Genomic DNA, 12,321 nt, shown 5'->3' on the forward strand with positions numbered 1-12,321 from the left:
TCTGTCATATTCGATTACCTCCTGATCACTCAATCCGCGAAGGGGACTGGGATAATATCGAAATCATTGACTACTCGAGTTGCCTTGAAAATATGTTGCGCTTCAGACTGCAATTGATGCACACCCTTGCCCAGATAGCGAGCAGATATATGAGTCAGCAACAATTGGTGGCAATGCGCTCGTTGCGCCACCTTGGCCGCCTGCGTCGACGTGGAATGGAAATATTGATGGGCTAAGCGTGCCTCGGCCTGACTGAAAGTGCTTTCGTGGACCAACACATCGGCATGTTCCGCCAACTTTAAAATATTCGGCGTCTGCCGAGTGTCACTAATAATGGTCACGATACGACCAGGCTTATTCGGGCCTACAAAATCACGACCATCCAACTGGCGACCATCAGGCAAAGTCACCTGCTGACCTGCCTTTAGCTTACCATAAATCGGGCCTGAGGGAACCTGCAACTCGCGTAATTTTGCCACTAATAACTCGCCAGGAAGGTCTGCTTCAACCACGCGATAACCGAAACAAGCGATCCGGTGATCCAGTGGTAGCGTCGTGACGGTGATCCCTGCATCGGCGAAAATCACGCCAGCCCCGGATAATTCATGAAAGTTTAGCGGATAACCCAAGCGTGTTCCGGTTGTTTTCAATGAAGTCTGCACGTATTGTTTCAGGCCGATCGGTCCATAAAGATCGACGGGCTCGATGCCGCCTTGATTGGAACGACTGGATAGGAAACCGGGCAACCCGTATAAATGATCGCCATGTAAATGGCTGATAAAGATTTTGGTCACTTTGCGCGGGCGAATCGCCGTTTGTAAAATCTGCTGTTGGGTCCCTTCACCACAATCAAACAGCCAAATTTCATTTCGTTCATCTAACATTTTAAGGGCCAAACTACTAACGTTACGGCCGCGAGCAGGCACCCCCGCTCCGGTTCCGAGAAACTCTAACTCCATTCGATCACATACCTTAATTCAAATTTTGATAATCGGTCAAGCCGCAACAAACTGGCCAGTCATGACTGGCCACTGCCACTCTAATCTATGCACCACCACGGGTTGCCGTGGCGCTACTTATCGGCGGCTGCCAAAGTCGTCAGGATCTGTTTGGCAACATAAGTGTAATAGTACGGTGAGCCGGTGGGATTTGGATGGACATCATCTTTAGCAAACCAATCTTCATGCGCCTTCGAGTAACTGTACCAATCAATCACATGTAAATTCGCGAAGCGTTTGGCGCCGGCGGCCAGGTCTGCGTTGACCTGATTCTGCCACGCCCGGGTCGGCACGTGCACATTGATCCAAAAAACATTGCGATCCGGTCCAAACAAATGCATGATCTCGTCCAGATCGTTGGCCTGAAATGAGCCGTTGGTTCCCAATCCCACCAGCACATTAGTCGCGACTAAGCCTTGTTGCAGTAAACCCTTGATTTTAGGCTGGATCGTGTAGACTTGTTGGCTGACCGTCGCGTCTAAGTACATTTTCGGGAAGATCCGCTTATAACCTTCCGCGCTCCCTAGCATGACAGAATCACCGATCCCGGTGATCTGTAAATTCTGCGCCGCATGGAGCTGAACTTGGGTCAAGCCATACTTCTCTAAATCCTGGTTGACCGGATTCTTGGCCGCCTCGGATTCTTCCGCGGCACTGGATTTGCTCGCTGAGATACTCAAGGACTCGCTTAAGGATTTGTCCGACGCTGCCTTCCGACTTTCCGCGGCTGATGAGCGCGCGGCCGCCGCAATTTTAGCATTCTCTTTCTTGGTTTGCGCGGCGTTTTTCTTGATTGTTTTGGCCAAATCCGAATGATCAGCCGTGTTTGCGCGCACACTAGGCGCCTGAATGACGCCAATCAGGCCTAGGATCATGATCAAACTCATGATGCCAGCAACGAAACGTTGGCGCAACATTCCCCGATTATTAGGCGTGGTGAACAGCGTCTTGACCCAAGTCCAAGTTTGGCGATAATCAAAGCGCGCCAAGGGGCGTTCAATAAAGCGATAGGAGGCCTCACTCAACAAGAGGATCAAGATCACTTCGATCACGGGATACAAGATCGGATGATCAGCAATATTGCGCATCCGACTTTCAAAGAAGATCATCACTGGGAATTGATAGAGATAAATGCCATAGCTTCGACTCCCTAACCAATTAAATAGCGGATTCGTTAATAAACGATCCCAATCAGCGCCAGGATGGGCCACAACCGCCACCAAAAGCACCGTGAACAAAGAGAACAGCACCATGCCGCCACGATACAGCCACGACGACCGCGCGTCCAATGCCAAGGTCAACCAGACCATCCCGGCGAAACCAACCAAGCCGATCAGGTCGATGCCAATGCGATCGGCCACCGCCAATTTATCGCGTAATTCACCGCTGGGCCAAACCACCGCTAAGGCGCAACCCAAAAGAATCGAGAAGGCGCGGGTATCGGTGCCATAATAAATTCGGCTGGGATCCGCGCTGGGATTGAAGAGCAAAGCCATCAAGCCCGCTGAAACCACCGCCAACCCTATGCTAGTCCAGAAAACTGTCGCCTTCTTTTTCTTTGACCAACGCCAGATTCCCAGCACCAACAGCGGCCATAACAGATAGAACTGTCCCTCGATCGACAGCGTCCACAAATGAGTAAAGGGTGACTCGTTATTGGCAAACCGCTCAAAATAAGATTGGCCATTGAAGATTTGCCACCAATTATATAGGTAGATCAAGTTTGTTCCAACGATTCGATGCAAATTGGCCAACAGGTCCCGTTGAAAAAGAACGATATAACCAGCTGTCGCCATTAACATTGTGATCAAAGTTGGATATAACCGTTTAATCCGGCGTAACCAGAAACCACGATAATCATAATGCCCCTTTTGCCGCAGATCTGCCAGTAAATGATCCGTGATCAAATAACCAGATAGCACCATGAAAATCGGTACGCCTAAATAACCACCACGAAAAACATCCGGATTGAGGTGATATAAAATCACCGCGATCACGCCTAGCGCTCGCAGCCCGTTAAACCCATTGATATACCTTCTTTTCATGCGAGTGTTTCGCTGCATGACGATTCTCCCCTTAATTCTTGTCATCTAAAATAAAAATTTCTGCGTCAACAACCACCAAAAGTTCCCAGTTTACTCAACGAAGTCAAAAACAAAATCAGCGATGGTCACACTGTCACCATTTTCGGCGCCGTGCTCCCGCAACGCGTCTTCGATCCCCCAGTTATGCAAAATCCGGGCAAAGCGCATAATGCCATCTTGGTGATCAAGATTGGTCATCTTCACGAACTTCTCGATCCGCTCACCATGAACTTCAAATTCATGAGGCGCCACTTCTTCAATGGTATAGCCAGCCGCTTGATCTTCATCGAAGCTGTAAAGCACATCCTTGTCTGGTTGCGCCATGATTGGATCAACTGCCGGCGCCGTGGCCAACAGATCAGCGGTGCGCTGCAAGAGTGGTTGGACCCCTTGATGACTAACACTGGAAATCGGCATAAATTGCGCTTGTTCCCCCGCCGCTTGCAAAGCCGCCTGGAAATCCGCCAGCCGTTCCGCCGCGCCCGGCAGATCCATTTTCGTCGGAACGATCAATTCTGGCCGTTGCAACAAACGCGGATCATATTGCGCCAATTCATGGCGAATTTGCTGATAATCCGTCAACGGTTCCCGGCCATTATCGGGATCCATATCCACCAAGTGTAAAATCACCCGGGTCCGCTCAATATGGCGGAGAAACTGAATGCCTAACCCGACTCCTTGCGCCGCGCCCGCAATCAATCCAGGTAAATCGGCCATCACGAAATCACGGCCATCGTCTAATTGGACCATGCCCAAGTTAGGAACCAAAGTGGTAAATGAGTATGCGGCAATCTTAGGTTTGGCAGAAGTCGCCACTGACAACAAGGTGGATTTGCCCACCGATGGGAAGCCGACCAGGCCAACATCCGCCAGAACCTTTAATTCCAATTTCAAAAAGCGCTCTTGACCAGGTTCGCCATTTTCGGCGATTTCAGGGGCGCGATTCCGGGCCGTCGCGAAATGGATATTGCCACGACCACCACGACCGCCTGCCGCGACCACCAGCTCTTGGTTGTTAGCGACAATGTCTCCTAAAACCTCACCTGTATCAGCATCTGTAACCGTGGTGCCTGTGGGAACCTTGATATAGGTATCCGCCGCGCCGCGACCGTACATGCTCTTGTTCATACCCTTTTCTCCAGCAGCGGCCTTGAAATGACGCCGATAGCGGAAATCCAGCAAGGTCCGCAAGCCTTCGTCACCGACAAGAATGATCGATCCACCATGTCCGCCGTCACCACCAGCCGGTCCCCCATTGGGAACAAATTTCTCACGACGAAACGAAACCGCACCATCGCCGCCTTTTCCGGCCTTTACTTCAATTGTAATTTGATCAACAAACATGGATGATCCATCCTCCTAATTCCTGCCACTTGACTTAATGTCTAAAAGTTCATTACCTATGATACCAAATTATCGACCAAAAAACTAAGAATAGCGTTAATCCGTGGCATTATTTTGTTTGGGCCCTGTTTGGCCGCCCCTGACAGTGTCACGTCGCCTTCAGCGTGAAAACAATCAGGGTGATCAAAACAATCATTTCCTGTCACCAACCTTCAGAAGATGGCATTGAGCGGTCAGCCCCAGCGAAGCAATCTTGGTGGCGTTTTCCTAATTTATTGTTCGTTGCGAATCTTTTGAAATATTTTGATTGTTTATGATGGAAAAAGATTGCTTTTTCTGCGAAAATCATTTATTATCTGTCATGAGGTGAGTCAATGTTAACTGAACAACGGTACCAAATCATTCTCCAGTTGCTGGCGAACCAGCAGATTTGTAAGATCAACGAACTCGTGCGCCTGACCGACGCGTCGGAATCCACGATTCGCCGTGATCTGGACGAACTGGAAAAGCAAGGTTTACTGGAACGGATCCATGGTGGCGCTCGTTTGTTGGCCCACCTAACCACCGATCAAGCTCAAACCGATCGTGAACAGCTACATCGTTCGGAGAAGGGTAAGATTGCGGAATACGTGGCTCAGCAATATCTTCATCAGCAACAATTTATTTTCCTGGACGCGGGCAGTACCGTGCAAGAAATCATTCCCTATTTAAGTGAATGCCACGGATTGACCCTGATGACCAACAGCATCACAACCGCCGCTCGCCTGTCTGAATTGGAATTGACGGTGAATTTACCGGCCGGACGCTTGAAGAATGATACCAAAGCCTTAGTCGGCGCGCCGACAGTCAATGACTTGGCTCAGTATCGCTTCGATCTGGCGCTGATCGGCACTAACGCCGTCGCACCTTCCGGCGATCTAATGACCCCAAGAATTGATGAGGCCAGTGTCAAGAAAGTCGCCATCAGTCACGCCAAACAAACGGTGGTGATGACCGACGCGTCCAAGTTCTCAGAAATGGCCTTCGCCACGTTCGGCAACTTACAACAGTTGACGGCGTTGGTCACCAATCATATTCCCGATAAGATCCGGCAACATTATCATCAAACTAACATCAAGGAGCTGACTTTATGATTTACACCATTACGGTCAATCCAGCCATCGACTACATTATGCGTGGTGAAGCGCTGGCATTGGGCCAAGTCAATCGTCTCAAGGAAACAGCATATCTTGCTGGGGGCAAGGGAATCAATGTTTCCCAAATCCTCAATCAGTTGGCCGTCGGTAATCGGGCTTGGGGATTTCTCGGCGGCTTCACCGGTCACTTTGTCCAACAATCCCTGGACGCGAAACAAATCGACAGCGACTTCACCCAAATCGCCGCCAATAGTCGCATCAACGTCAAACTCAGCGCTGGCGAAGAAACCGAACTCAACGCGCCGGGCCCTCAAGTAACCACGACGGAGATCGCCGCCTTCACCGCCAAATTCCACCAACTCAAACCAGGGGACGTGGTGATCATGTCAGGCAGTCTTTTACCTGATCTACCCACCGATTTCTACGCGCAATTGATCAAATTGACCAAAGCGCAAGGCGCCGACTTTGTGGTCGACACCACTGGCCAAGCCCTGCTGGATACCTTACCAGCCCACCCTTTGGTCATCAAGCCTAACCATCACGAATTAGCCGAACTGTTCCAGACTACTTTTGCCAATGATGACGAGCTGTTGGCTCATGGTCAGCGCTTACTGACTGCTGGCGCACAACATGTGCTGATCTCCATGGCTGGCGCCGGCGCCTACTTGATTACGGCGGATCACATTTATCATTCCGCGGCGCCACAAGGAGCGGTGGTCAACTCCGTGGGCGCCGGCGACTCAATGATTGCCGGATTTGTAGGTGAATTCAGTCAACATCATGATCCTGTTCAGGCCTTTGAGTACGGCTTGGCTTGCGGCAGCGCCACCGCCTTTACTGAGGATATTGCGGATCGGACGCAAATCGAGGCGATTCGCCCGCAAATCAAGATCACCACAGTTCGTTAAGCGGCAACAAACTTGCGGATTTTCGCAACTTTAATTGGAAGAAATAAGGAAAAAACTCTGGGAGGTTTAACATGAAAGTTAAAGATTTACTGATCAAAGATGCCATGATCATGGATCTCAAAGCAACCACGAAAGAAGCGGCCATCGATGAAATGATCGACCGTTACCACCAAGCCGGCGTTGTCCAAGATGTGCCGACCTATCGCGCGGCCATTTTGAAACGTGAGGCTGAATCAACCACCGGGATCGGTGATGGGATCGCCATGCCCCATGCCAAGACTGACGCGGTCGCCCGCGCGGCCGTTCTTTTCGCCAAAAGTAATCAAGGCGTTGACTATAACGCGCTGGACGGCCAACCTGTTCATCTCTTCTTTATGATCGCCGCACCGGCTGGGGCCAACAACGCCCACTTACAAGCATTATCCGCGCTTTCCTCATTATTGATCGATCCTGACCTGGTGGCCAAGCTGAAACAAGCGCAAACACCAGAAGAAGTTCAGCAATTATTCGGCGCCGCCCAAGCGGCCAAGGACGCTAAAGAAGCGGCCGAAGCGGCAGCAGAGCAAGCTCAGGCCGCGCAAACCAGCCCCGCAGCAACCCCAGAAGCAACAGAAAAACCTTTTGTGGTCGCGGTTACCGCCTGCCCCACTGGGATCGCCCACACCTACATGGCTGAAGCGGCCTTGATCAAAGAGGCCGAAGCAATGGGTGTCGCGATCAAAGTTGAAACAAACGGTTCTGAGGGGGTCAAACACCAACTGACCGCCGCCGATATCAAACGGGCCAAAGGGGTGATCATTGCCGCCGATAAACAAGTCGAAATGGCGCGTTTCTCCGGCAAGCATCTATTGAACCGCCCCGTCATTGACGGAATCAAGAAACCCCATGAACTAATCGAAAAGACCCTCAACGAACAAGGCGCGATCTACCATGCGGACGGCGATGCCGTCGCCGCAACGGCCGCTGACCAAGGCGAAGCTGATCACGAATCGATCGGCCACAAAGCCTATGGTCAGTTGATGAACGGGATCTCCCACATGCTGCCCTTCGTCGTTGCCGGCGGGATCATCATGGCAATTTCTTTCTTGCTGGAACGTTTCGTTGGTGACCAATCCCTGTGGTTCACCTTCCCCAACCAAATTGGGAACGCCGCGTTCAGTTTTCTGATTCCTGTTTTGGCGGCCTACATCGCCGAAGCAATTGGTGATCGACCGGCATTAATGCCCGGTTTAGTCGGTGGTTACATGGCCAGCCAGGCCAGCATGAGCGTCGTCAGTTCCAAGAGTCCCGCTGGCTTCTTAGGTGGGTTAGCCGCTGGTTTCATCGCCGGCTTCATTGTCCTTTGGCTGAAAAAAGTCTTCAAAAACCTACCGAAATCACTGGACGGTTTGAAACCCATCTTTATCTTCCCGATCCTCGGTTTATTGCTGACAGGCGGCATCATGTTCTTCATTGTTGACCCGATTTTCAGCATGATCAATCTGGGCCTGACCAACTTCTTGAACAACATGGGCACCGCCAATGCCGTCGTCCTCGGCGCGCTATTGGCCGGAATGATGGCCATTGATATGGGTGGTCCTTTCAACAAGGCCGCGTACGTCTTTGCTATTGGTGCTTTTGAAACCACCCAAAACGGCTCCTTGATGGCCGCCGTGATGGTCGGTGGGATGGTGCCACCACTGGCGATCGCCTTGGCGACCACGATCTGGCCGAACAAATGGACCAAATCAGAACGCAATTCAGGTTTGAGTAACTATATCTTAGGAATTTCCTTCATTACCGAAGGCGCCATTCCTTTCGCCGCCTCAGATCCATTGCGCGTGATCACGTCCAGCGTGATTGGCGCCGCGATCGGTGGCGGGATCTCGCAAGCCTTTGGCGTCAATGTTCCCGCGCCGCACGGTGGCCTGTTCGTCCTACCACTGGCAGACCACAAGCTAGCCTATCTGCTTTCGGTGATCATCGGTTCTGTGATTTCTGCCTTGATCCTTGGTTTGTGGAAGAAGCCATTATCAGACAGTGAATCTGGCCTAACCGCCAAAAAAAAGCACTGAGGGACCATGAATTTCTAGAACATCGATTCCTCCGCGACAAAGACTCATAAAAAGTACCCCGCTGACGTCACAGGGGTTTTCGCCACCAAAATGACTTGGGCTCACCTGGCCAAACAAAAAGCACCGCCATTTCGCGTTTCTTAGACGCTGAATGGCGGTGTTTTATTGGTGCTTGATCACCTGGTGGTCGCTACCCCTTGATCAACAGCAAAGGCTAAAGCGCCACCAGAGCTGGCTGTCACAAAGGCCACTCACGTTGCGAACTTCAATCAAGTGCCGCTAATCGGCGACCTGGTTGACCGTGTCCTTGGCGTGCAACTTCTTTTCGAAATATTTCAGGAGCAAGGAGAGCAACAAGGTCAACACGAAGTAAATCAGAGAAGTGATCACCAATGGTAAGAATGGTTTGAAGCTTGAGCCCTGAACCACACTGGTTTGAAACATCAATTCGCCGACCCCGATCACACTGACGATCGCCGATTCCTTTAAGAGTGAAATAAATTCGTTCCCTAAGGCAGGCAAAATCGTCTTGATCGCTTGCGGCAAAACGACTAAGCGCATCGTTTGCTTCTGGGAAAGGCCTAAAGAACGCGCCGCTTCCGATTGCCCCTTGGCTACCGCCTCGATTCCAGAACGAATGACTTCAGAAACATAGGCCCCGGAATTTAAGGCTAAGGCAATCGCCGCGGAGGCAAAGGCGGAAACATCTAGATGCAAGATCTGGGTACCGAAGTAGATCATGAAAACCTGGACCAGCAACGGGGTGCCCCGGAAATACTGAATATAAACCACGGCGATTGCTTTGACTAGCTTGTTCTTGGCCCGTTTCATCAAGGCTAATAAGGTGCCCAAGAGACTCCCGAAGAAAACACCAATAATGGTCAACACAATCGTGATCCCGGTACCTTTAAGGAAATAGCTCCCATAACCTTGCAGAAAGTTCTGCTTGGTCAGCATTTGCGCGTTAGCTTCCTTCCGCCATTCCGCAAATTGGCCGTTCTTCTTGACCTTGCGAATGGTTTGATTAACGCTGGCCAAGTAGGCTGGCGCGTCCTTAGGCACCGCTACCGCGCAATCATAATCCGAGTTGGTGAACTTGACCTTGGATAAGGCCAAGGCTGAGTTAGTTTGGACATAAGCGGCCGCTACCGGTTCTTCGACCACGACGCCGGCAACCTTCTTTTGTTGCAAGTTAAGAATTAAGTCCGTCACTTTCTCTAGCGAGGTGATCTGGGCCCCTGCCAGCTCATCTTTGGCCACGGTTTCTTGGGTGGTCTGTTTCTGAACGCCGACCTTCTCACCCTTGAAATCCATCACGCTCTTATACTTAGCCAAATCGTCTTTACGAACGACCACCGATTGGCCCACTGTTAAGTATGAATCGGAGAACGCCACCTCTTTCTTCCGTTCCGGCGTTGGTGTCATCGCCGAAACGATCATGTCCGCTTTGCCGGTTTTCAAACTACCAAGCAAGGAATCAAAACCCATTTCCTTGATATGCAGTTCAACGCCGATATCCTTGGCAATCTGCCGCGCCAAGGCGATGTCGAAGCCGACGATCTTGTCTTCCCCATTGATCGTTTTGTGGAACTCATAAGGGGGATAGTCCGCGGAAACGCCCAAAACCATGTAGCCGCGCTTCTTGATCGCGGTCAAAGTTGGATCCGTGGTCGCCGCTGCTTGCGTCGGTCGCAAATTGACCACCCCGCTGAAACTACTGACCAGCAATAAGCCTAGTACCAATAATGCCCCAATTTTCTGCTTGATTGTTTTCATCAAAAACATCCTCTACCAAATTAATAGCATTAGTATACACCATATTTTATATTTATGCACTATTTTTGCGAAAATTATTTTATTTATTCACGAAACTTGGACAAAACGAAAACATGACCAACGGGCCGTCCCGTTCTTGACGCCCGCTTTGCCCCACCCACTGGCCCAACAAAAAAAGCCGTCATTGAATCGACAGCTTGATTGTTTGCGCCACGGTTTTGGAAATGCCCAGTGCTTGCAGATCCGCCAATGAGGCGCTTTTGATTTTCTTCAGTGAACCGAAATGCTTCAGTAATTTCGTGCGGGTCTTGGGTCCCACCCCTTGGATCGTTTCTAAACGTGAGGACAAGGCATTCTTACTCCGAGTTTGCCGATGGAAGGTGATCGCGAACCGGTGGACCTCATCTTGGATTCGTTGCAACAGATAGAAGCCCTGAGATTTGGGATCCAACGTTACCGGAGTCCCGGCCTCCCCGAAGATCAGCTGCGCGGTTTTGTGCTTGTCGTTCTTGACCATCCCCGCCACCGGAATGAATAAATTGAGTTCATTCTCCAGGACATCTTTGGCGGCGGCCATTTCAATAATGCCCCCATCCATCAAAATGAGATCGGGCAAATTCTGCCCTTCCTTAAGCAGACGGGTATAGCGGCGGCGGATCACTTCCCGCGTGTTGGCGGCTTCATCGGCGCCACGCTGATGTTCGACCTCACCGCGCAACTTATACTTACGGTAATTATGTTTGTCCGGGCGCCCGTCGAGAAAACTGACCATCGCCGACACCGGATCCGTCCCCTGGATATGGGAATGGTCAAAGGCCTCGATCACGTGGCCCGTTGGTAAGCCCAAGGCCGCCAATATTTCGTTTTGCGCCCCAATGGTCTGTCGTTCGTCCAACTCCAATAAGCGAAACTTCTCATTCAGCACCAATTTCGCGTTCTTATTCGCCAGCGCCTGCAATTCACGCTTGCGCCCGCGCACCGGTGTCTTGACGGGCACCTGCAAAATCTCACTCAGAACTTGATGATCCAACTCCTTCGGTACCAAGATCTCTTTGGGCAAAACATTGTTCTTTCGATTGTAAAACTGCAAAATAAACGTACTCAATTCTTCCATGGGTTCATCTGTGACCACTGGGAATAAGCGCTTGGTCCGCTTCATCAGACGCGCTTGGCGAATGAAGAAAATTTGGACCGACATCCACCCCTTATCCAAATAATAACCGAAAATATCCCGCGGCGTATTATCGTTGGAAATAATTTTCTGTTTCTCGACGGTCGCATCAATGTAATGCAGCTGATCCCGTAATTCCGCGGCCCGCTCAAACTGTAAACTAGTCGCCGCCGTATTCATTTCCCGCGTCAACTTCTGCTTCACCGCACCCACTTGCCCATTAAGGAACCGCTTGATTTTCTCAATTTGGGCCTGATATTCCGCCTCAGGCACCTCGCGGAAACAAGCGCCCAAACACTGCCCCATATGATAATACAGGCAAGGCCGCCCTAAATGACCGGCACAGCGGCGCAAAGGATAAACCTTCTGCAAGAAATGCATCGTTTCCTCAGCCGCGTAAACATTGGTGTACGGCCCGAAATAATAAGCGCCATCTTTTTTGATTTCCCCTGTGATCATGATGCGCGGATCACGTTCGTTCGTGATTTTAATATAGGGATACCCACTGCCCTGCTTCAAACGAATGTTGTAATAGGGCTGATATTTCTGGATCAAGGTGATTTCCAGCAGAAAAGCTTCCTTGTCCGTTGAGGTGATGATCGTTTCGAAATCGACGATCTCCGCGACGAGACGTTCGGTTTTCCCGGTGTGGCTACTTTTGAAATACGAGCGCACGCGATTTTTTAAATTTTTCGCTTTGCCAACATAAATAATCTGAGCGTTCAGATTCTTCATCAAATAACAGCCAGGCAAATCTGGCAATAACGCTAACTTATGCTCTAAATGTTCAGAAGCCAATTCTACACCTCATTAAAAAACGGCGCACGCCTTGACGCCCACCTTGAAATCT

General features: G+C 50.6%; 8 protein-coding genes. 3 read left to right on the plus strand and 5 right to left on the minus strand.

Translation table 11 applies throughout. From position 1 onward, the window contains the following. Positions 1 to 29: 29 nt before the first annotated feature. The 3 genes from rnz to obgE all read right to left on the minus strand — a co-directional run bounded on the left by rnz (position 30) and on the right by obgE (position 4,426). Entirely contained in the window at positions 30 to 959 is a 930-nt protein-coding gene (rnz, locus tag ACYVSB_RS03045; RefSeq protein ID WP_461218377.1) for a ribonuclease Z, read from the minus strand. 113 nt (positions 960 to 1,072) lie between these two features. Continuing rightward, positions 1,073 to 3,061: an acyltransferase family protein gene (locus ACYVSB_RS03050; protein ID WP_461218378.1), complete on the minus strand. Its 1,989-nt coding sequence runs from the start codon at positions 3,059 to 3,061 to the stop codon at positions 1,073 to 1,075. Between the two features lie 72 nt (positions 3,062 to 3,133). Then, on the minus strand, positions 3,134 to 4,426 hold the full coding sequence (obgE, locus tag ACYVSB_RS03055) for a GTPase ObgE (RefSeq protein ID WP_461218379.1): 1,293 nt from the start codon (positions 4,424 to 4,426) through the stop codon (positions 3,134 to 3,136). A gap of 374 nt (positions 4,427 to 4,800) precedes the next feature. On the opposite strand from obgE, the gene ACYVSB_RS03060 reads away from it, so the two are divergent. From ACYVSB_RS03060 to ACYVSB_RS03070, 3 genes are all read left to right on the plus strand, one after another. Further along, the gene (locus ACYVSB_RS03060; protein ID WP_461218380.1) at positions 4,801 to 5,559 is read left to right on the plus strand and encodes a DeoR/GlpR family DNA-binding transcription regulator; all 759 of its coding nucleotides are present in this window, start codon (positions 4,801 to 4,803) and stop codon (positions 5,557 to 5,559) included. Further along, positions 5,556 to 6,470, plus strand: coding sequence for a 1-phosphofructokinase (gene pfkB / locus ACYVSB_RS03065; RefSeq protein WP_125595614.1), 915 nt, complete (start codon positions 5,556 to 5,558; stop codon positions 6,468 to 6,470). Before ACYVSB_RS03060 ends, pfkB begins: the two co-directional genes overlap by 4 nt. Before the next feature lie 71 nt (positions 6,471 to 6,541). After that, on the plus strand, positions 6,542 to 8,524 hold the full coding sequence (locus tag ACYVSB_RS03070) for a PTS fructose transporter subunit IIABC (RefSeq protein WP_461218381.1): 1,983 nt from the start codon (positions 6,542 to 6,544) through the stop codon (positions 8,522 to 8,524). Between the two features lie 279 nt (positions 8,525 to 8,803). Here the strand turns inward: ACYVSB_RS03070 and ACYVSB_RS03075 are convergent, their stop codons facing one another. Both ACYVSB_RS03075 and uvrC read right to left on the minus strand, forming a co-directional pair. Continuing rightward, entirely contained in the window at positions 8,804 to 10,300 is a 1,497-nt protein-coding gene (locus ACYVSB_RS03075) for an ABC transporter substrate-binding protein/permease (protein ID WP_461218382.1), read from the minus strand. A gap of 181 nt (positions 10,301 to 10,481) precedes the next feature. Further along, the gene (gene uvrC / locus ACYVSB_RS03080) at positions 10,482 to 12,269 is read right to left on the minus strand and encodes an excinuclease ABC subunit UvrC (RefSeq protein ID WP_125595608.1); all 1,788 of its coding nucleotides are present in this window, start codon (positions 12,267 to 12,269) and stop codon (positions 10,482 to 10,484) included. Between the last annotated feature and the right edge of the window lie 52 nt (positions 12,270 to 12,321).

It is taken from the genome of Lapidilactobacillus salsurivasis (assembly GCF_054785215.1).

What these genes read in the sequence shown, in the direction of transcription:
- rnz (WP_461218377.1), bottom strand. Translation starts at nt 959, where the DNA reads ATGGAGTTAGAGTTTCTCGGAACCGGAGCGGGGGTGCCTGCTCGCGGC.
- ACYVSB_RS03050 (WP_461218378.1), bottom strand. Translation starts at nt 3,061, where the DNA reads ATGCAGCGAAACACTCGCATGAAAAGAAGGTATATCAATGGGTTTAAC.
- obgE (WP_461218379.1), bottom strand. Translation starts at nt 4,426, where the DNA reads ATGTTTGTTGATCAAATTACAATTGAAGTAAAGGCCGGAAAAGGCGGC.
- ACYVSB_RS03060 (WP_461218380.1), top strand. Translation starts at nt 4,801, where the DNA reads ATGTTAACTGAACAACGGTACCAAATCATTCTCCAGTTGCTGGCGAAC.
- pfkB (WP_125595614.1), top strand. Translation starts at nt 5,556, where the DNA reads ATGATTTACACCATTACGGTCAATCCAGCCATCGACTACATTATGCGT.
- ACYVSB_RS03070 (WP_461218381.1), top strand. Translation starts at nt 6,542, where the DNA reads ATGAAAGTTAAAGATTTACTGATCAAAGATGCCATGATCATGGATCTC.
- ACYVSB_RS03075 (WP_461218382.1), bottom strand. Translation starts at nt 10,300, where the DNA reads ATGAAAACAATCAAGCAGAAAATTGGGGCATTATTGGTACTAGGCTTA.